The sequence below is a fragment of the Pseudomonas sp. R4-39-08 genome, from assembly GCF_003852275.1.
In the GTDB taxonomy this organism is placed as follows: domain Bacteria; phylum Pseudomonadota; class Gammaproteobacteria; order Pseudomonadales; family Pseudomonadaceae; genus Aquipseudomonas.
This window is the reverse complement of record NZ_CP027733.1, coordinates 5,137,521-5,156,268: the sequence shown is the minus strand read 5'-3', so window position 1 is coordinate 5,156,268 and position 18,748 is coordinate 5,137,521. Positions and strand designations below refer to the sequence as shown.

The window sequence follows — 18,748 nt, the reverse complement described above, 5'->3', positions numbered from 1 at the left end:
TTAACTCGGCCTCTGTGTGCCGAATGCAGTTCGCAAGTACTTGTGAAGTTCTAAGTGTGGGAAGGGGCTTGCCCCCGATGGCGGTGTGTCAGCTACTGAGTTGTTGGCTGATCCACCGCTATCGGGAGCAAGCCCCCTCCCACCTTTGATTGCATTGCAAGGGTGGGAGGGTGTTGTGGGTTAGAAGAAGCCCAATGGATTAATGTCGTAGCTCACCAGCAAGTTCTTGGTCTGCTGGTAATGGTCCAGCATCATCTTGTGCGTCTCACGGCCCACACCGGACTTCTTGTAACCGCCAAACGCGGCATGCGCCGGGTACAGGTGGTAGCAGTTGGTCCACACGCGGCCGGCCTTGATCGCACGGCCCATGCGGTAGGCGCGGTTGATGTCGCGGGTCCACAGGCCGGCGCCCAGGCCGAACTCGGTGTCGTTGGCAATGGCCAGGGCTTCGGCTTCGTCCTTGAAGGTGGTGATGCTTACCACTGGGCCGAAGATTTCTTCCTGGAATACGCGCATTTCGTTGGTGCCCTTGAGCAGGGTCGGCTGGATGTAATAGCCGGTGGCCAGGTCGCCGCTGAGCTTCTCCACCTTGCCGCCGGTGAGCAGTTGCGCCCCTTCGCCCTTGGCGATTTCCAGATAGGACAGAATCTTGTCGAACTGCTGCTCCGACGCTTGGGCGCCAACCATAGTGTCGGTGTCCAGCGGATCGCCGCGCTTGATCGACTCGACCTTTTTCATCACCACTTTCATGAAGTCTTCATAGATCGACTCTTCCACCAGCGCGCGCGATGGGCAGGTGCACACTTCGCCCTGGTTGAAGAACGCCAGCACCAGGCCTTCGGCGGCCTTTTCGATGAATTGCGGTTCGGCTTTCATGATGTCGGCGAAGAAGATGTTCGGCGACTTGCCACCCAGTTCGACGGTGGACGGAATGATGTTCTCGGCCGCCGCATGCATGATGTGCGAACCCACCGGGGTGGAGCCGGTGAAGGCGATCTTGGCGATGCGCTTGCTGGTGGCCAGGGCTTCGCCGGCTTCTTTGCCGAAACCGTGCACGACGTTGAGTACGCCGGGCGGCAGCAGGTCGCCGATCAGCTCCAACAGTACGTTGATGCCCAGCGGCGTCTGCTCGGCAGGCTTGAGCACCACGCAGTTACCGGCGGCCAGGGCCGGGGCGAGCTTCCAGGCGGCCATCAGCAGGGGGAAGTTCCACGGGATGATCTGGCCGACCACGCCCAGCGGCTCATGGAAATGATAGGCGGCGGTGAGTTCGTTGATTTCGGCGCTGCTGCCTTCCTGAGCGCGGATGCAGCCGGCGAAGTAGCGGAAGTGGTCGGCGGCCAGCGGGATGTCGGCGTTGAGGGTTTCGCGCACGGCCTTGCCGTTGTCCCAGGTTTCGGTGACGGCCAGCAGTTCAAGGTTCTGTTCGATACGGTCGGCGATTTTCAGCAAGACCAGCGAGCGGTCCTGGGCCGAAGTCTTGCCCCAGGCGTCAGCGGCGGCGTGGGCGGCGTCCAGGGCGTTGTCGATGTCTTTGGCAGTGGAGCGCGGGAATTCGGCGATGGGCTTGCCGTTGACCGGCGACGTATTGGTGAAGTAATTGCCATCGACCGGGGCAACGAATTCTCCACCGATGTAGTTGCCGTACTTGGCCTTGAACGAAACGATAGCGCCTTCAGTACCGGGGTGTGCATAACGCATGGTGGGCATCTCCTGCTTTTATGTTTATTGGAGTACAGCGCGGCAAGCGCGTGATAAAGCGTAGAGCAAAGGTTGGGCCACTGCGTTGCAGGCCAGGTAAATCAAGGGTTAATAGTTTTACCGGGCGTTGCTGTCACCCATTCGATACAGGCGCGGTGACAGTGTGTGCCATAAACGATACAGCCCGTGACCGGCGGGTCGGGTCGGGATTGCAATGGCTGGGTGCCTGGAGGATGCTGGGCGTTCTCACGCAGGGAGAATAATAAGAACATGCACAACGATCAGCTCAGTCGCCACGCCCGGCAAGTCTTGACCGTCACACGCGGGCATGAATGCTCCCAAGGCCCCGGCAGCGATCCGTCCATTGCTCGCTCCTGGCTGCGCTGCCTGGAGGATTACCACCTCGATCCCGCGCAAACTATCGCCCCTACCGTGCTCGAACAGGGTCGCCTGCTGGAAAGTCGCGAACGCCTGCAGCAGGTGCTGCACATCGCCGGCAACGAGATGAACAGCCTGCATCAACAGCTCTCCGGCGCGGGCCACGCGGTGCTGCTCACCGACGCGCGCGGCGTGATCCTCAACTGCGTCACCGCGCCGTCCGAGCGCAAGATTTTCGAGCGCGCCGGGTTATGGCTGGGCGCCGATTGGAGTGAGGCCCGCGAGGGCACCAATGGCATCGGGACGTGCCTGGTTGAGCGCCAGTCCGTGACGATTCATCGCGACGAACACTTTCGCGGCCGTCACACGGGGCTGACCTGCTCGGCGAGCCCGGTGTTCGATCCTCACGGTGAATTGCTGGCGGTGCTGGACGTGTCGTCGGCTCGGGAAGCGGTGTCGCGCCAGAGCCAATTCCACACCATGGCGCTGGTCAATCTCTCGGCGAAGATGATCGAGAGTTGCTATTTCCTGCGCCACTTCGAGCACCATTGGCTACTGCGCTTTCACCTGCAGGCAGAGTCCGTGGGCCTGTTCAGTGAAGGGCTGCTGGCGTTCGACGGTGAGGGGCGCATTTGCGCGGCCAACCAGAGCGCGCTCAACCTGCTCGCATGCACGCGTAGCGGTTTGCTGGGGCAGCCGGTGGAGGCATTTTTCGATTGTTCGCTGGACCAACTGCTGAGCCGCGCCAGCGCCAGTGCGACCGCCAGTTGGCCATTGCGTACCCGTGAGGGGCGCAGCCTGTTTGCGGCATTGAGAGGCCAGCCGCGCCGTGTGCCCACGCCGGTTACCCGACCAGCATCGCCACGGCTATCAGGAATTTGCCTGGGCGACCCGGCCCTGCAAGGCGAAATGCGCAAGGCGCTGCGGGTGTTCGAGCGCGATGTGCCACTGCTGATCAACGGTGAAACCGGGTGCGGGAAAGAAGCGTTCGCCAAGGCCGTGCACCAGGCCAGCCAGCGTTCCGATAAGGCCTTTGTCGCGCTCAACTGTGCGGCCATCCCGGAAAACCTGATCGAAAGCGAGCTGTTTGGCTATCGCGGTGGCAGTTTCACCGGAGCGCTGAAGGAAGGCATGCGCGGCAAGCTGCAACAAGCCGATGGCGGTACGCTGTTTCTGGATGAAATCGGCGATATGCCGGTGGCGCTGCAGACCCGATTGTTAAGAGTGCTGGAGGACCGCCTGGTGGTGCCTATCGGCGGTGAGCCCCAGGCGGTGAACGTGCGAATTATCAGCGCCACGCACCGAAATCTGCTTGAGCGTGTGCAGGACGGCAGCTTTCGCGAAGATTTGTATTACCGCTTGAACGGTCTGGAAGTCGCCCTTCCGGCGTTGCGTGAGCGCCGTGACAAGTCGCAACTGCTGGACTTCCTGCTGGCGCAGGAGGCGGGTAAGCAGGCTGTTGGCCTGACGCCTGCGGCGCGTGAAGTGCTGTTGGCGTACGCGTGGCCGGGCAATATCCGACAGCTGCGTACGGTGTTGCGCACGCTGGTCGCGCTGTGCGACACAAGCTTGGTCGGGCTTGAGGATTTACCTGCAAACATCCGCCAGGCTCGCGCGCAATCGAGTGAACAGAGCCCTGCACGTTCGCCCCTGGACGACGCCGAGCGGTCGGCTTTGCTGGCAACGCTGGAGCAGCAACGCTGGCACATGAGCCATACGGCGCAGCAGTTAGGGGTGAGCCGTAATACGCTTTACCGAAAGTTGCGAAAGTATGAAATTTCACGCAGTTTGGTCGTTTAGCTGTGAAAAATGCGGTTCACCTCAAGCCCATGGGTGGCTCCACTGGTCTGCCTACTGCCAGCGCACTTGGCAGAGTGACCTAAAGAGTGCCATTTCCTACTCCCTGCGCTAACCTGCCTCGATGATTTACGAGGTCAACTATGCACATTCATATTCTGGGTATCTGCGGCACGTTCATGGGCTCGATGGCGGTACTTGCCAAAGAGCTGGGCCATCACGTTACCGGCTCCGATGCCAATGTTTATCCGCCCATGAGCACTCAGCTACAAGCTCAGGGCATTGAGCTGACTCAAGGCTACGACCCGGCGCAGTTCGACCCGGTCCCCGATCTGGTGGTGATCGGCAACGCCATGTCCCGCGGTAACCCTGCGGTCGAGTATGTCCTTAATAAAGGCTTGCCGTATGTCTCCGGCCCCCAGTGGCTGGCCGACCATGTGCTGCAGGGGCGCTGGGTGCTTGCGGTTGCCGGCACCCACGGCAAAACCACCACCAGCAGTATGTTGGCCTGGGTGCTGGAGCATGCGGGCATGAGCCCGGGTTTCCTGATTGGCGGTGTGCCACAGAACTTCTCGGTGTCGGCGCGCCTGGGGGAGACGCCGTTCTTCGTGATCGAGGCCGACGAGTACGACAGCGCCTTCTTCGACAAGCGCTCCAAGTTCGTCCACTACCGTCCGCGCACGGCGATCCTGAACAACCTTGAATTCGATCATGCCGACATCTTCCCGGATCTGCCGGCCATCGAGCGGCAGTTCCACCACCTAGTGCGTACCATTCCAAGTGAAGGGCTGGTGATTCACCCGACCACCGAACCGGCGTTGCAGCGCGTGATCGAGATGGGCTGCTGGACTCCGGTGCAAACCACCGGCGCGGGCGGGCAGTGGCAGGTCAAATTGCTCAGTGACGACGGTTCCAGGTTTGAAGTGCTGTTCGAAGGCCAACCCCAAGGCACGGTCGAGTGGGACATGACCGGCCAGCATAACGTCGCCAACGCCTTGGTCACCCTGGCGGCTGCGCGGCATGTGGGGGTGGTGCCTTCCATGGGTATCGCGGCATTGAGCGCATTCAAGAGCGTTAAGCGGCGCATGGAAAAGGTCGCCGATGTGAATGGGATTACCATCTACGATGACTTTGCCCACCACCCCACGGCGATTGCCACGACGTTGGACGGCCTGCGCAAACGCGTCGGTGATGCGCAGATCATTGCTGTCGTCGAGCCGCGCTCCAACTCCATGAAGCTGGGGGCGCACCGTGATGGCCTGCCGGAAAGCGTCAATAGCGCCGACCAGGCGGTCTGGTATGCACCGGCCAACCTGGGCTGGGACTTGCCGGCGATCGCCGCGCGGTGCAGTGTGCCTTCAACCGTCTGTGACTCGTTGGAGGGCATCATCGAGCACGTCAAGCACCTGGCCAAGCCGGGCACCCACGTGGTGATCATGAGCAACGGCGGCTTCGGCGGCCTGCACGGCAAACTGGCCGAGGCGCTCAAGTGAGCGGCCCGGAACGCGTCACCCTGGCGATGACCGGCGCCTCCGGTGCGCCTTATGGCCTGCGTTTGCTTGATTGCCTGGTGCGTGAAGACCGTGAGGTGCATTTTCTGATCTCCAAGGCGGCGCAGTTGGTGATGGCGACTGAAACCGATGTCGCATTACCGGCCAAGGTGCAGATGATGCAGGCCTTCCTCACCGAATACACCGGCGCGGCGGCGGGGCAGATCAAGGTCTATGGCAAAGAGGACTGGATGTCGCCGGTCGCTTCCGGCTCCGGTGCGCCGGCGGCGATGGTGGTGGTGCCCTGTTCCACCGGCACGCTGTCGGCGATTGCCACGGGCGCCTGTAATAATTTGATCGAGCGCGCGGCGGACGTGACCTTGAAGGAACGCCGGCAGTTGATCCTGGTGCCGCGTGAAGCGCCCTATTCGAGCATCCATCTGGAGCACATGCTCAAGTTGTCGAACATGGGCGTGACCATATTGCCCGCATCGCCAGGCTTCTATCATCAGCCGCAGACCATCGATGATCTGGTGGACTTTGTGGTGGCGCGTATTCTCAACTTGCTTAATATCCCGCAAGACATGCTGCCACGCTGGGGCGAGCATCACTTGAGCGGCGATGAATAAGGCGCTGTTGGTCGTGCTGGCGCTGCTATTGGCGGGCTGCGCCACCGCTCGCACGCTGGATGCCGCGCAACCTGGCGCGCCGGTGGTGTACGCCGGTACGCGGTTGGACCTGTATGCGATCAATGGAGGCTGTTGTGCCAAGGACCGGTTCGGCGCCGAGGCCCCGCGTTATCCGCATATCGACCTGCCGGCCAGTGCGCTGCTCGACACCCTGTTGTTGCCACTGTCGGCGTTGACGGTGCTGGGTGTGGGCTTCAACGCCACGGGCGGGCTATAACTCGACGTTAATGGCAACACAAAACCAAATGTGGGAGGGGGCTCGCTCCCGATAGCAGTGGTTCAGGCAACCCATCAGGCGACTGACCCACCGCGATCGGGAGCAAGCCCCCTCCCACATTTGTTGCTGTGTAGACTTTATTTGCCGAGCTTGCGCAGCTCATCCGACTCCACCACGCGCAATCCGTCCTGCTCTTCCAGCGCCAGGCGCCACATGGCGCGGGCCAGTTCGCAGACTTCAATGCCGTGGTACTTGCCCGGAATCAGGCGTGACAGCGGCCCGGCCAGTTGTTCGGCCAGACGCGGCTCGAGTCTTTCGCCCAACAGCAACGATGGCCGCACGATCGTTAGTTGCGGCCAATCCTGTGCTCTCAACGCCTGCTCCATGTCCCCTTTGACCCGGTTGTAGAACACCGAGGATTTCGGGTCGGCGCCAATCGCACTGATCACGATCAGGTGCCGCGCGCCCATTTCCCGTGCGCGCTTGGCGAAGGTCACCACCAGGTCCAGGTCGACCGCACGGAACGCCGCTTCCGAACCTGCTTTCTTGATCGTAGTGCCCAGGCAGCAGAAAGCGATATCCACTTGGCCGCTCAGGTGTGGCAGGATCACGGCCGGGTCGCCCACCGGGTTTTCCAGGCGCGGGTGTTCAGCCAGTGGTTTGCGGCTGGGTGCCAGTACGCGGGTCACGGTGGGTTCGTTGAGCAGGCGGTCCAGCAAGTGTTCGCCGGTGAGGCCAGAGGCTCCGGCCAGCAGGATATGCTGCGGTGTCAGGTACATTGTGTTTCCCCCCTTGTTACACGTTACAGCTTAGTTGCCTTTGGCTTCCTTGCTATTCATTGAGACGCTTTCGAGCGCCTTTCGTGCCTGCTGTTTGCGTAATAATTGCCAATGGGCGATCACGCCCTTGGGGGCCCAGATCTGCGGTTCGGAGGCTTCGAAATTGTCCGCCTGTTCGCGCTCGGCCACGTGCAGTTGTGCCAGTTTGAACGCCTGTTGCAAATCGTCCGTTTGGCTGAAAGCTTGTGCGAAAAGGGCATCACCAAAGTAGGTGAAGTCTGCTTCTTCTGAACAACCGAACGACACGCGATCCGCGCGCGAGGCGGTCATGATCAGCGTGCGCTCATCCTTCAATGCCGGGATGAATCCGCCGGAGTAACAGGCGGAAATCACGATGATCTTGTCACGGTTTTTCAGCGGCGCGAGCACGGCGGCCAGCTCGTCGGCCGGCAGGTCGGCCAGTTCCATGCGCGGCTGGTCCAGCACCAGTTCGTGTTCATGAGTGCCGTGGCTGGTCATATAGATGAACACCAGGTCTTCCGGCCCGCTGCGTTCGGCCAGGGTTTGCACGGCACGGCGCAGATTTTCGCGGGTGGCCATGGGGCGGTCGGCGATATGGTCGCGGTGGTTGACCAGGCGAATCTGCCCATGTGCACCGAAGCGGGTGGCGAGCATATTGCTGACGTAATCGGCTTCGCGCAGGAATACGCTTTGCTTGCCGTCACCGGCCAGTGCCAGGGTGTACAGCTCGATGGCAGGCGTAGACGCGGGCACGGCGGCGAGGGCGTCAGCCAGCAAGCGACCCTGGGCCAATACGCCGATTTCCAGTGGGTCGGGCAGCAGCTTGCCCTCGGCATCGCGCACGCGCATGCCGTTGACCCAGGTGCCGGCCTGAACCGTGCCATCGGTGAGCACCAGCGTGCCGCGGCCCTGGTAGCTGTCGCTGTCGAAGCCGCCGATATAGAAGCTGCCATCGGTAAGGTTCAGGCGACCTTCGCCGCTAAAGCGCCAATCGATGAACTGGCCGACGTAGTGGCTGCCATCGACGCCGATCAATTCGCCCTTGCCGCTGAGCACGCCTTCCTTGAACTGGCCGATCCACACGTCGCCGTCGGCGTTTTCATAGCGGCCCTTGCCGTTGAGCTGGTTCTGTTTGAATTGGCCGACGTAGATATCACCATCCGCGCTGTTGAACGTGCCGTTGCCTTCCAGCTGACCATCGACGAAGTGGCCGCTGAACTGATTGCCGCTGTCGTCGTTGCGCTGGCCTTCGCCATTGGGCTTGCCGTGGGCGAATTGGCCCTGGTATTGGCTGCCGTCGGCCAGCTCCAGGCGTCCGAGGCCGGAGTACTGGTCGTCCTTGAATTCGCCGCGGTAGGTCATCTGCCCCTCTTTGAGGGTGCCTTCGCCGTTGCGTCGACCGTTCTTGAAACCACCGACGTAGCTGCTGCCCGCCGTGGTCAGGCGGCCCTGGCCGTCAAACAGGCCCTGCTTGAATTGGCCCTGATAGACTTCGCCGTTACTGCCATGCCATTCGCCCTGGCCATGCCACTGGCCCTTATCGAACTCGCCGGCGTACCAACTGCCGTTGGGGTAGTCGACACGGGCCTGGCCTTGCAGCAAGCCGTTGACCACATCACCACGGTAGCGGCCGCCATCGGGCAGGCGCGCGTCGGGCGGCAACAGCGATTCGCCGTCTCCGCACGCGGTGAGCAACAGGGCAAGGGCAAGGGGAGCGAGTGGGCGCATAGCGGGATCCGGATAATTGAGCGCCGAGTATGCCGCAGCCGAGAGGTTCATACATAAATTTACATACACTGTGGCAAGGTTTGTTGCCTCACCACAGGCAGCGTCCTACACGAAGCAGAGTGACAGCGACTCGGCGATGTAGGCAGGTTTCTCCTGGCCTTCGATTTCCAGGGTGGCGGTGGCCTTGAACAGCCATTGGCCGGGTTTTTTCTCGTGGACATCGGTGAGCGTGACGTTCAGGCGCACCTTGGAGTTGACCTTTACCGGCTGGATAAAGCGCACGCTGTCGAGGCCGTAATTGACCGCCATCTTCAGGCCTTCGGGCATGATCAGGATGTCTTCCATCAGCTTGGGCATCAGCGACAGCGACAGGAACCCATGGGCAATGGTGCTGCCGAACGGGGTTTGCGCCGCCTTGACCGGGTCGACGTGGATGAATTGATGATCGCCGGTGGCCTCCGCGAACAGGTTGATGCGCGCCTGGTCGATGGTGAGCCACTCGGAACGTCCGAGTTCCTTGCCGACAAACTCTTTGAGCTGCGCTACGGGTACCTGGGGCATTGCATCTCTCCTGGTTTCATCGTTTTTATCCCCCGCTGATGAGGGTTTTTTATGGGATACAGAGAACCAATGTAGATCATCATGGGCAATCGGCCCGGTCAACGACATGCTTTTGGCGAATGCCGGAGCATAGGGCGGGCGTGCTTATAATGCGCGCGGGCTTTAAGGGGGAGAAAGCGGATGCTGTTACGTGGCCTGACCTGGCTGGTGTTGTTTCAACTGATCGGCACAGCGATCAATCATCTGCTGTTGCCGGTATTGCCGGGACCGATCATCGGCCTGCTGCTGATGCTTGGCTTTCTGATCTGGCGCGGCGAAGTCAGCGAGCCGCTGAGCCTGGCGGCCGGCAGCCTGCTGCGGTATCTGCCGTTGCTGCTGGTGCCGCCGGCCGTGGGCGTGATGGTGTATGCCAAGGACATCGTTGCAGACTTCTGGGCCATTGTCGGCGCGCTGGTGCTGTCGCTGGTCATCGCCATGGGCGTCGTCGGCGTGCTGATGCAACAGATGGTCAAGCGCAAGGAGAAGGGCCAATGATGTTCGATTGGCAGGGCGCCTGGACGGCCGTCATTCATCACCCGCTGTTCGGGATCGGCATCACCCTGGGTGCTTATCAACTGGTACTGGCGGCTTTCGAGAAAACCCGCTGGATCTTCCTGCAGCCGGTGCTGGTCTCCATGTTGCTGGTGATTGGTGTGTTGCTCACTTGCGGCCTGAGCTACGTCGAATACCGCGAAAGCACCGAGATCATGGGCATTCTGCTGGGGCCGGCGACGGTAGCCCTGGCGGTGCCGCTGTATCTGAACCTGCGCCGGATTCGCCAATTGTTCTGGCCGATCTTTACTACGCTGGTGATAGGTGGGGTGTTGGCCACCGGCCTGTGCGTGGTGTTGGGCTGGTGGTTCGGCGCTGAACACAGGGTGCTGATGACCATGGCGCCCAAGTCGGTGACGTCGCCAATTGCCATGCTGGTGGCCGAGCAGATCGGTGGCGTGGCGGCATTGGCCGCGGTGTTCGTGTTGATCACCGGGGTGGTCGGCGCGATGATCGGCCCGGCGCTCCTGTCGCGCCTGGGCGTACACAGCCCCGAAGCACGCGGCATGGCCCTGGGTATGACGGCCCATGCCGTCGGCACCTCGGTGGCCCTGCAGGAAAGTGAAGAATGCGGCGCCTTCGCGGCGCTGGCGATGAGTCTGATGGGCGTGGCCACGGCGGTGTTCCTGCCGCTGGCCGTGTCGGTGATCGTTTGAACCGGGTTTAAGGAAACCTTTATGAGTCTGGCGCTGTTTCCGCTCAACACTGTGCTGTTCCCTGGCTGCACCCTCGATTTGCAACTGTTCGAGGCGCGCTACCTGGACATGATCAGCCGCTGCATGAAAAAGGGCGAAAGCTTCGGCGTGGTGTGCATCCTTGACGGCAAGGAAGTCGGCCTGGCCCCGGACGGCTATGCGCTGATTGGCTGTGAGGCGCTGATTCGCGACTTCAAGCAACAGGACAACGGCCTGCTGGGCATTCGTGTCGAAGGCGGGCGGCGTTTCCGCGTACGTGACGCCCAGGTGCACAAGGACCAGTTGCTGGTGGCCGAGGTGCAGTGGCTCGACGAGCTGCCGGACCAGCCGCTGGAAGAAGAGGATGCCGACCTGCTGGCGCTGCTGCAGGCATTGGCGGAGCACCCGATGGTCGCTTCGCTGGATATGGACGCCCGTGCCGAGGGCCAGCAGGCCCTGGCTAATCAGCTGGCGTATCTGCTGCCGTTCACCGAGGCCGACAAGCTCGACCTGCTGCAACTCGACGATCCGCAGCAGCGGCTGGATGCGATCCAGATGCTGCTGGATGAGTTGCAAGGTGAATTATTCACCTGAAATTCGGATTTCCCTGACGTGGTTTTCAGACTTTGTTTCGTTGCTTCCAGCAGCGTGGCTTGCACTATTTTCCGATCACACCCTAATGATCGGAGATGACCATGATTCGGCTGACACCCTCGGAACAAGAAGCCTGGGACGCGTACCTTGTCAGCGTGACCACGCAATTCCTCCAGCAGGATGCCACGCGGGGCCCGGAATACATCGCCGAACGCGCCGCTGAAATCGCTGATGAAATGCTGCTGGAGCGACGCGAGCGTTGCGTTGAGCGCCGCTCGGCATCGGTGGAGTGGATCGGCCCGGCCAAGGATCAGTAAGCGTACCTGAGCAAAGCATGGGACGTGCCGGTAAAAGCAATAAACCCGAGCACGGCCACCACGGCGGGCAACACCAGCCACCAGGCTTTTTGCGTCATCGCGGGCAAGGGGCTGCGGTACTGACTGAAGCTGAGGCTGAACGCGCAGACGGTCATCGCCAGCAGCGTGCCGGCCAGGATGTCCGTGGGCCAGTGAGCGCCCAGGTACACCCGCGACAAGGCAATGAACGCGGCGGGTATGCAGCCCAGTAGCAGCCAGGTCAGGCGTAACCGCGTGGGTTGGCCGCGCCCGGCCAGTACCGCCAGGGTCAGAAAGAACGCAAACGCGCCGGAGGCATGGCCGCTGGGCATGCTGAAGCTGGTGAGCGGGTCGGTGAGGATTTCCGGGCGGCCACGGGCGAAGAAGAGCTTGGTGCCGGTGTTGATCACGGCGGCTCCCGCCAGTGTGACGCCAACGAATAGGGCATGACGCCACTGTCGCGCCAGTAACAGCAGGCCGGTGAACACCGCGCTGGCCACGAACATTTTCTTGAACTCGCCCAGTTGGGTGATGCGCACCATTACTTCGTCAAGCCACGGGCTGCGATGTTCCTGCACAAGGGCGCTCAGGCCCTGGTCGAAATGGTTGAGGTGCGGGTAGCCGATGAACAGCGCGACCAGCAAGGTCAGGCTGGCGCAACCAATCCACAGGGTCGCGCGACGATGGCCGCGCAGGCTGCTGTTCAAGCTCAGCCCCAGCAGCACCGCCAGGCAGGCCGCGACAATGGCTGCTTCCGGCCAGAAACCTTCCGGCAATGGCAGGCGGAACGCAGCGCCAGCGGCCCATCCCGGCAGCAGATAAGCCACCGACCACCCCGCTGCCGCGATAACGCTCACGGCCGCGAAGCGCGGGAACGGCATGTCGCACATGCCGGCCACCATCGGCAGCATGGGGCGCAGCGGGCCGATGAAGCGCCCGACCAACAGGCTGGCGATGCCGTACTTATGGAAGTAGGTTTCAGCGCCATTCATCCATTCGGGGTGCTGACGAAGGCCGGGCAGGCGTCGGATGTTCTGGTGGAAATGCCGGCCCAGGTAGTAGGAAACCCCATCGCCCAATAAGCCGCCGAGGAATCCCAGCAGCAGGGTTTCGCTCAACGACAGCGCGCCGCTGCCGGCCAGTGCGGCAATCGCGAACAGCAGCACCGTACCTGGCACGATCAGTCCGGCGATGGCCAGGCATTCCACGCACGCAACGATAAACACCGCCGCCGCCAGCCATTGTGGGTTCAGGGTCAGCCAGCCGGTAATGCTATCGAGCCATTGGCCCATACACTCCACTCCATTTCTGTAATGCATATGCTGAAACGCTGATGATCAACTGTGGGAGGGGGCTTGCTCCCGATGGCGGTGGGTCAGTATCAGATGGTCTGACTGACACACCGCTATCGGGAGCAAGCCCCCTCCCACATGGAGCATCAAATCAAAAAATAATCGCGGCCTTCGACCTGTCCCCGCCGCAGCGGGTTCCGTGTGCAATAAGGCGCATAGCCAGCATCGACGAAACGGTACATCAAATGCTCATCGCGCCCGCTGGGGATGCCCAGTCGTGTGGTCTGGATGATCTGCGTCGGTACTTGGCCTACGTCTTCCACATACAACAGTTCCTGATCGAAGCGCTTGGCATCCCACATCGGCACCTTCAGGCCCAGCGCCTTGCACAGCAGCGTCTGGCCCGCACAGAGTTTCTGCGCGGCGCGCGGGCTGCCGTCGGGGTTCGGGTTGTTCAACAGCATTTGCGCCAGGCTCGCCGGGCCGGAAATTTCATCGACCCAGGGATACGCCGATTTGATCAGCACGGCATTGCCCGGGCCATGGGCGCTGAAATTCAGCGAATCACCGCCACGGGCGTAATACATATAGATATGCCCGCCATCCAGAAACAAAGCCTTACGCTTTTCTGTGTAGCCGAGTGAGGCGTGGCTGCCTTTTTCGGCCACGTAATAGGCTTCGGTTTCAATAATTCGGGCTGAAAGCCAAATTCCGCCGACACGATGACGGATGACTTTTCCGAGCAGTTCTTGCGCGAGCAACTGTGCATCGCGGTCGAAGAAGCTGTCGGGGAGGGCGCTGGCAGGGAGTTCGGGCGTCATTGTGGGCATAACGTTCAAGGTAATTACGGCTAAATGTGACGGAATCATAACAACTCCCACCTTAATTACCGCTGAACCCCAGGTTTTTACAGTTCATTTCGACCATCCGCCCCTCACCGCTGTCAGTCGGGCGGCGTCACAGCTATAATCTGCCGCTTTCCTCTTTGCCAAGACTACCTGACCCATGACTGAGTCCGTTCTTGACTACATGACCCGCCTGGGTCGCGCTGCCCGTCAGGCCTCGCGGTTGATCGCCCGTGCGAGCACTGCGCAGAAGAATCGCGCGTTGTTGGCCGCCGCCGACGCTCTGGATGCTTCGCGCCCAGCGCTCACCGCCGCCAACGAACAGGACTTGGCCAACGGCCGCGCCAATGGCCTGGAGCCGGCCCTGCTGGATCGCCTGGCGCTGACCCCGGCGCGTATCGACGACATGATCGAAGGCTTGCGTCAGGTGGCCAAGCTGCCTGACCCCATCGGTGAAATCCGCGATATGCGTTACCTGCCGTCCGGCATCCAGGTCGGCAAGATGCGCGTGCCCCTGGGCGTGATCGGCATCATCTATGAGTCGCGCCCGAACGTGACCATCGACGCCGCGAGCCTGTGCCTCAAGTCGGGCAATGCCACCATCCTGCGCGGCGGTTCCGAGGCCATCAACTCCAACCGTGCCATCGCTGCCTGCATTCAGCAGGGCCTGGCCGTGGCCGAGTTGCCCGCCGAGGTGGTGCAAGTGGTGGAAACTACTGACCGCGCGGCGGTTGGTGCGTTGATCACCATGCCGGAATTCGTCGACGTGATCGTGCCGCGCGGTGGCAAGAGCCTGATCGAGCGCGTCAGCCGCGACGCCAAGGTGCCGGTGATCAAGCACCTGGACGGCGTGTGCCACGTCTACATCGACATCGCCGCCGACCTCGACAAGGCGATCCGCATCGCCGACAACGCCAAGACCCACCGCTACGCGCCGTGCAACACCATGGAAACCCTGTTGGTGCACGCCGGCATCGCCGAGCGCGTGCTGCCGCCGCTGGCCGCCATTTATCGCGACAAGGGCGTCGAGCTGCGCGGTTGTGAGCGTACCCGCGCGTTGCTGGGCGCGGATGTGATCGAGGCGACCGAGCAGGACTGGTACACCGAGTACACGGCGCCGATCCTGTCGATCCGCATTGTCGACGACCTGGACCAGGCCATCGAGCACATCAATAAATACGGTTCCAAGCACACCGACGCCATTGTCTCTGAGCATTTCAGCGATGCCCGGCGTTTCCTCAATGAAGTGGACTCCGCTTCGGTGATGGTCAACGCCTCGACGCGCTTTGCCGATGGCTTCGAGTACGGCCTGGGGGCGGAAATCGGCATCTCCACCGATAAGCTCCATGCCCGTGGCCCGGTTGGCCTGGAAGGCCTGACCAGCGAAAAGTACGTGGTGTTCGGCGACGGTCACGTGCGCACTTGATGGCTAAACGCATCGGGCTGCTCGGCGGTACTTTCGACCCCGTGCACATCGGCCATTTACGCAGTGCCCTGGAAGTCGCGGATGCCCTGGCGCTGGACGAGTTGCGCCTGATGCCTAATTTCCGGCCGCCTCATCGCGATACGCCGCAGGTGTCAGCGCAACAGCGCCTGGAAATGGTGCGCGTTGCCGTGGAGGGTATATCGCCGCTGGTGGTGGACGATCGCGAGCTCAAGCGCGATAAACCGTCCTACACTGTCGACACCCTGGAACTGATGCGCGCCGAGCTGGCCGCCGATGACCAGTTGTTTCTGCTTTTGGGCTGGGACGCATTTTGCGGCCTGCCCTCTTGGCACCGCTGGGAGGAACTCCTCCAGCATTGCCACATCCTGGTTTTGCAACGCCCGGATGCCGACAGCGAACCGCCGGATGCCTTGCGCAACCTGCTGGCTGCGCGGTCGGTGAGTGACCCCTTGGCCCTGACCGGGCCGAACGGGAATATTGCATTCGTCTGGCAGACCCCGCTTGCGGTGTCCGCCACCCAGATCCGTCAACTGCTGGCCAGCGGTAAGTCGGTACGTTTCCTGGTGCCTGACGCGGTCCTGGCCTACATCGATGCGCACGGATTTTACCGTGCGTCGAACTGAAAAGGCGCGCTTGTCGCTACGCACCGTCGTGCAGCGAGCGCCCGAACATACGAGCAAAACGAGTTTTATATGACGAACAAAGACGTAAGCAAAGTTAAGCGCAAAGGCACCTTCAAGAGCGCGCCGCTGCCGGTAGAAGCCCACGTTGGTCCGGAACTGGCTGGCGAAGAGCTGGTAAAAGTTGCCGTGGCTGCCCTGGAAGACGTGAAAGCCCAGGACATCCAGGTGCTCGACGTGCGCGACAAGCAGAGCATCACCGACTTCATGATCATCGCCACCGGTACCTCCAACCGCCAGATCGGCGCAATGCTGGACAAGGTTCGCGAAGCGGTCAAAGCCCAAGGCGTGAAGCCACTGGGTGAAGAAGGCAAGGGCGACAGCGACTGGGTGCTGCTGGACATGGACGACGTGATCGTTCACATGATGACCTCCAACGCCCGCCAGTTCTATGACCTGGAGCGTCTGTGGAAAGGCGCCGAGCAGAGCCGTGCCGCCGATGGCAAGCACCACAGCCCGGAAGTGGGCCACGCGCACTTCGACAAGCTCAACAAAGACCAGGAATAAGGAACGGCTGTGCGCCTGCGTCTGATCGCTGTCGGTTCACGCATGCCCAAGTGGGTGGAAGAGGGCTGGCACGAGTACGCCAAGCGTCTGCCTGCCGAGCTGTCGCTGGAGCTGGTGGAAATACCGCTCAATACCCGGGGCAAGAATGCCGACGTGGCGCGCTTTATCCGTCAGGAAGGCGAAGCCATGTTGGCCAAGGTCGGGCCCAACGAGCGCATCGTTACGCTCGAAGTGCACGGCAAGCCCTGGAGCACCGAGCAGTTGGCGGTGGAACTGGACCGCTGGCGCCTGGATTCGCGCACCGTCAACTTCATGGTCGGCGGCCCCGAAGGGCTGGCGCCGGAAGTCTGTGCGCGGGCCGATCAGCGCTGGTCGCTGTCGGCACTCACGCTGCCGCACCCGTTGGTAAGGATTCTGATCGGTGAACAGCTGTATCGCGCCTGGACAGTTCTGTCCGGGCATCCTTATCACAAATAATCTGCGCCATTCCCGATGACCCAGCCGATCCGCATCAAGGACCACGAGAAAGACGCACGTCTGGTACGTGCGCGCGTGGTATTTGGCGCGATCATGGTGGTGGCGCTGATCGGGGTGCTGATCGCGCGCCTGTATTACCTGCAGGTCATCCAGTACGAATATCACTCCACCTTGTCGGAAAACAATCGGGTGCATGTGCAGCCGATCCCGCCGACCCGTGGGCTGATTTTCGACCGCAATGGCGTGGTGGTGGCGGATAACCGGCCCAGCTTCAGCCTGAGCATGACCCGCGAGCGTTCCGGCGACTGGCAACAGGTGCTCGATGTGATCGTCGAGGTGCTGCAGCTGACGCCGGAAGACCGAGTCATTTTCGAGAAGCGCATGAAGCAGGGGCGCCGACCTTTCGAGCCGGTGCCGATTCTGTTCGAGCTGAACGAAGAGCAGATTGCACGGATCGCGGTGAACCAGTTCCGCTTGCCGGGCGTGGAGGTGGTGGCGCAGTTGGTGCGGCATTACCCCCAGGGGCCGCACTTTGCGCACTCGGTCGGCTATATGGGGCGCATCAACGAGAAAGAGCTGAAAACCCTCGATCCGGTCAATTACAGCGGCACCCATCACATTGGCAAAACCGGCATCGAGCGTTTCTACGAGCCCGAGCTGCACGGCCAGGTGGGTTACGAAGAGGTCGAGACCAACGCCCGCGGCCGCGTGTTGCGCGTGCTCAAGCGCACTGATCCGTTGCCGGGCAAAGACATCGTGCTGAGCCTGGATATCAAGCTGCAAGAAGCCGCCGAAATGGCGCTGGGCGGTCGTCGCGGTGCGGTGGTGGCGCTGGACCCGAAGACCGGCGAAGTGCTGGCCATGGTCAGCCAACCGAGTTTCGACCCCAACCTGTTCGTGACCGGCATCAGCTTCAGGGCCTATGCCGAGCTGCGCGATTCCATCGACCGGCCGCTGTTCAACCGCGTGTTGCGCGGCCTGTACCCGCCGGGTTCGACCATCAAGCCGGCGGTGGCGATTGCCGGCCTGGATTCGGGTGTGGTCACGGCGTCGAGTCGGGTCTATGACCCCGGCTACTACATGCTGCCCAACTACGATCACAAATACCGTAACTGGAACCGCACCGGTGACGGCTATGTCGACCTGGATACCGCGATCATGCGCTCCAACGACACCTATTTTTATGACCTGGCCCACAAGCTGGGTATCGATCGTTTGTCGACCTACATGGGCAAGTTCGGCCTCGGTCAGAAAGTCTCCCTGGACATGTTCGAAGAGTCCCCAGGCCTGATGCCGTCGCGGGAATGGAAGCGGGCGACGCGCCGCCAGGCGTGGTTCCCCGGCGAAACCCTGATTCTCGGCATTGGCCAGGGTTATATGCAGGCCACCCCGCTGCAACTGGCCCAGGCGACGGCGCTGGTGGCGAACAAGGGCATCTGGAACCGTCCGCACCTGGCCAGGACCATCGAGGGCGAGAAACCGCTGGATGAGAACCCGATCCCCGACATCGTGCTGCGCGACCCTTCCGACTGGAACAAGGTCAATCACGGTATGCAGCAGGTCATGCACGGCGCCCGTGGCACCGCGCGCAAGGCGGCGATCGGTGCGCAGTACCGCATCGCCGGCAAGAGTGGTACCGCCCAGGTGGTCGCGATCAAGCAGGGTGAAAAGTACGACCGCTCCAAGGTTCAGGAACGCCACCGCGACCACGCCTTGTTTGTCGGTTTTGCCCCCGCCGATGACCCGAAAATCGTGGTGGCGGTGATGGTGGAGAACGGTGAGTCCGGCTCCGGCGTCGCGGCCCCGGTGGTGCGTCAAGTGATGGACGCCTGGCTGCTGACCGCCGATGGCAAGCTCAAGCCCGAATATGGCGGCCCCCCTTCAAGCCCCGAGGTTACGGCCCGTGAAGAGTAATTTTGACCGCATCCTCTCCAGCGAAGATGTG

Annotated in this window: 19 protein-coding genes; 13 read left to right on the top strand and 6 right to left on the bottom strand. The window is 61.8% G+C overall.

The window, feature by feature from the left end; all coding sequences use genetic code 11:
- Positions 1-180: 180 nt before the first annotated feature.
- Positions 181-1,701, bottom strand: a complete 1,521-nt coding sequence (locus C4J88_RS23820) for an aldehyde dehydrogenase family protein (RefSeq protein ID WP_124408279.1) — start codon at positions 1,699-1,701, stop codon at positions 181-183.
- Between the two features lie 270 nt (positions 1,702-1,971).
- Between C4J88_RS23820 and C4J88_RS23815 the strand changes: the two genes are divergently transcribed.
- The 4 genes from C4J88_RS23815 to C4J88_RS23800 all read left to right on the top strand — a co-directional run bounded on the left by C4J88_RS23815 (position 1,972) and on the right by C4J88_RS23800 (position 6,272).
- Entirely contained in the window at positions 1,972-3,879 is a 1,908-nt protein-coding gene (locus C4J88_RS23815; RefSeq protein WP_124408278.1) for a sigma-54-dependent Fis family transcriptional regulator, read from the top strand.
- Positions 3,880-4,019: 140 nt separating this feature from the next.
- On the top strand, positions 4,020-5,369 hold the full coding sequence (mpl, locus tag C4J88_RS23810; protein ID WP_124408277.1) for a UDP-N-acetylmuramate:L-alanyl-gamma-D-glutamyl-meso-diaminopimelate ligase: 1,350 nt from the start codon (positions 4,020-4,022) through the stop codon (positions 5,367-5,369).
- Positions 5,366-5,995 carry a flavin prenyltransferase UbiX gene (gene ubiX, locus C4J88_RS23805; RefSeq protein ID WP_124364568.1) on the top strand — a complete coding sequence of 210 codons (630 nt, stop codon included), beginning with the start codon at positions 5,366-5,368 and terminating at the stop codon, positions 5,993-5,995. The genes mpl and ubiX overlap by 4 nt, the downstream gene beginning before the upstream one ends.
- Positions 5,988-6,272 carry a YceK/YidQ family lipoprotein gene (locus C4J88_RS23800; RefSeq protein ID WP_124408276.1) on the top strand — a complete coding sequence of 95 codons (285 nt, stop codon included), beginning with the start codon at positions 5,988-5,990 and terminating at the stop codon, positions 6,270-6,272. The genes ubiX and C4J88_RS23800 overlap by 8 nt, the downstream gene beginning before the upstream one ends.
- Positions 6,273-6,409: 137 nt before the next feature.
- Here the strand turns inward: C4J88_RS23800 and C4J88_RS23795 are convergent, their stop codons facing one another.
- The 3 genes from C4J88_RS23795 to C4J88_RS23785 all read right to left on the bottom strand — a co-directional run bounded on the left by C4J88_RS23795 (position 6,410) and on the right by C4J88_RS23785 (position 9,361).
- Complete coding sequence (locus C4J88_RS23795) at positions 6,410-7,051, bottom strand: oxidoreductase (protein ID WP_124408275.1); 642 nt, start codon at positions 7,049-7,051, stop codon at positions 6,410-6,412.
- A 30-nt stretch (positions 7,052-7,081) separates the two neighbouring features.
- On the bottom strand, positions 7,082-8,800 hold the full coding sequence (locus C4J88_RS23790) for a C13 family peptidase (RefSeq protein ID WP_124408274.1): 1,719 nt from the start codon (positions 8,798-8,800) through the stop codon (positions 7,082-7,084).
- A gap of 105 nt (positions 8,801-8,905) precedes the next feature.
- Positions 8,906-9,361, bottom strand: a complete 456-nt coding sequence (locus C4J88_RS23785) for a MaoC family dehydratase (protein WP_124408273.1) — start codon at positions 9,359-9,361, stop codon at positions 8,906-8,908.
- 180 nt (positions 9,362-9,541) lie between these two features.
- On the opposite strand from C4J88_RS23785, the gene C4J88_RS23780 reads away from it, so the two are divergent.
- From C4J88_RS23780 to C4J88_RS23765, 4 genes are all read left to right on the top strand, one after another.
- A complete protein-coding gene (locus tag C4J88_RS23780) occupies positions 9,542-9,895 on the top strand; it encodes a CidA/LrgA family protein (RefSeq protein ID WP_124368487.1) in 354 nt (117 codons plus the stop codon).
- Positions 9,892-10,608, top strand: coding sequence for an LrgB family protein (locus tag C4J88_RS23775; RefSeq protein ID WP_124368486.1), 717 nt, complete (start codon positions 9,892-9,894; stop codon positions 10,606-10,608). The genes C4J88_RS23780 and C4J88_RS23775 overlap by 4 nt, the downstream gene beginning before the upstream one ends.
- 21 nt (positions 10,609-10,629) lie before the next feature.
- Positions 10,630-11,220 (top strand): LON peptidase substrate-binding domain-containing protein, encoded by a 591-nt coding sequence (locus C4J88_RS23770; RefSeq protein WP_124408272.1) that lies wholly within the window; start codon positions 10,630-10,632, stop codon positions 11,218-11,220.
- Positions 11,221-11,321: 101 nt separating this feature from the next.
- Positions 11,322-11,537, top strand: a complete 216-nt coding sequence (locus C4J88_RS23765; protein ID WP_124408271.1) for a hypothetical protein — start codon at positions 11,322-11,324, stop codon at positions 11,535-11,537.
- Here C4J88_RS23765 and C4J88_RS23760 read toward each other — a convergent pair.
- Entirely contained in the window at positions 11,531-12,847 is a 1,317-nt protein-coding gene (locus tag C4J88_RS23760; RefSeq protein WP_124408270.1) for a bifunctional DedA family/phosphatase PAP2 family protein, read from the bottom strand. The two genes, C4J88_RS23765 and C4J88_RS23760, sit on opposite strands and share 7 nt — an antisense overlap.
- Before the next feature lie 146 nt (positions 12,848-12,993).
- Positions 12,994-13,677 carry a DNA-3-methyladenine glycosylase gene (locus tag C4J88_RS23755; protein WP_124368482.1) on the bottom strand — a complete coding sequence of 228 codons (684 nt, stop codon included), beginning with the start codon at positions 13,675-13,677 and terminating at the stop codon, positions 12,994-12,996.
- Between the two features lie 175 nt (positions 13,678-13,852).
- Here C4J88_RS23755 and C4J88_RS23750 point away from each other — a divergent pair, with 175 nt between their 5' ends.
- The 5 genes from C4J88_RS23750 (at position 13,853) to mrdA (ending at position 18,717) form a co-directional block, all read left to right on the top strand.
- Entirely contained in the window at positions 13,853-15,118 is a 1,266-nt protein-coding gene (locus C4J88_RS23750) for a glutamate-5-semialdehyde dehydrogenase (protein WP_124408269.1), read from the top strand.
- Positions 15,118-15,762: a nicotinate-nucleotide adenylyltransferase gene (nadD, locus tag C4J88_RS23745; protein ID WP_124408268.1), complete on the top strand. Its 645-nt coding sequence runs from the start codon at positions 15,118-15,120 to the stop codon at positions 15,760-15,762. Before C4J88_RS23750 ends, nadD begins: the two co-directional genes overlap by 1 nt.
- A 69-nt stretch (positions 15,763-15,831) precedes the next feature.
- The gene (gene rsfS / locus C4J88_RS23740; RefSeq protein ID WP_003176298.1) at positions 15,832-16,326 is read left to right on the top strand and encodes a ribosome silencing factor; all 495 of its coding nucleotides are present in this window, start codon (positions 15,832-15,834) and stop codon (positions 16,324-16,326) included.
- Positions 16,327-16,335: 9 nt separating this feature from the next.
- Positions 16,336-16,803: a 23S rRNA (pseudouridine(1915)-N(3))-methyltransferase RlmH gene (gene rlmH / locus C4J88_RS23735; protein WP_003176297.1), complete on the top strand. Its 468-nt coding sequence runs from the start codon at positions 16,336-16,338 to the stop codon at positions 16,801-16,803.
- Between the two features lie 15 nt (positions 16,804-16,818).
- The gene (gene mrdA, locus C4J88_RS23730) at positions 16,819-18,717 is read left to right on the top strand and encodes a penicillin-binding protein 2 (RefSeq protein WP_124364556.1); all 1,899 of its coding nucleotides are present in this window, start codon (positions 16,819-16,821) and stop codon (positions 18,715-18,717) included.
- Positions 18,718-18,748 lie beyond the last annotated feature (31 nt).

Bases quoted from the DNA above. Each gene is read 5' to 3' on its own strand.
- rsfS (WP_003176298.1), top strand. From the start codon at position 15,832: ATGACGAACAAAGACGTAAGCAAAGTTAAGCGCAAAGGCACCTTCAAG.
- nadD (WP_124408268.1), top strand. From the start codon at position 15,118: ATGGCTAAACGCATCGGGCTGCTCGGCGGTACTTTCGACCCCGTGCAC.
- C4J88_RS23770 (WP_124408272.1), top strand. From the start codon at position 10,630: ATGAGTCTGGCGCTGTTTCCGCTCAACACTGTGCTGTTCCCTGGCTGC.
- C4J88_RS23800 (WP_124408276.1), top strand. From the start codon at position 5,988: ATGAATAAGGCGCTGTTGGTCGTGCTGGCGCTGCTATTGGCGGGCTGC.
- C4J88_RS23755 (WP_124368482.1), bottom strand. From the start codon at position 13,677: ATGCCCACAATGACGCCCGAACTCCCTGCCAGCGCCCTCCCCGACAGC.
- C4J88_RS23815 (WP_124408278.1), top strand. From the start codon at position 1,972: ATGCACAACGATCAGCTCAGTCGCCACGCCCGGCAAGTCTTGACCGTC.
- C4J88_RS23820 (WP_124408279.1), bottom strand. From the start codon at position 1,701: ATGCGTTATGCACACCCCGGTACTGAAGGCGCTATCGTTTCGTTCAAG.
- C4J88_RS23785 (WP_124408273.1), bottom strand. From the start codon at position 9,361: ATGCCCCAGGTACCCGTAGCGCAGCTCAAAGAGTTTGTCGGCAAGGAA.
- C4J88_RS23750 (WP_124408269.1), top strand. From the start codon at position 13,853: ATGACTGAGTCCGTTCTTGACTACATGACCCGCCTGGGTCGCGCTGCC.
- C4J88_RS23780 (WP_124368487.1), top strand. From the start codon at position 9,542: ATGCTGTTACGTGGCCTGACCTGGCTGGTGTTGTTTCAACTGATCGGC.
- C4J88_RS23790 (WP_124408274.1), bottom strand. From the start codon at position 8,800: ATGCGCCCACTCGCTCCCCTTGCCCTTGCCCTGTTGCTCACCGCGTGC.
- mrdA (WP_124364556.1), top strand. From the start codon at position 16,819: ATGACCCAGCCGATCCGCATCAAGGACCACGAGAAAGACGCACGTCTG.
- C4J88_RS23795 (WP_124408275.1), bottom strand. From the start codon at position 7,051: ATGTACCTGACACCGCAGCATATCCTGCTGGCCGGAGCCTCTGGCCTC.
- C4J88_RS23760 (WP_124408270.1), bottom strand. From the start codon at position 12,847: ATGGGCCAATGGCTCGATAGCATTACCGGCTGGCTGACCCTGAACCCA.
- C4J88_RS23765 (WP_124408271.1), top strand. From the start codon at position 11,322: ATGATTCGGCTGACACCCTCGGAACAAGAAGCCTGGGACGCGTACCTT.
- C4J88_RS23775 (WP_124368486.1), top strand. From the start codon at position 9,892: ATGATGTTCGATTGGCAGGGCGCCTGGACGGCCGTCATTCATCACCCG.
- mpl (WP_124408277.1), top strand. From the start codon at position 4,020: ATGCACATTCATATTCTGGGTATCTGCGGCACGTTCATGGGCTCGATG.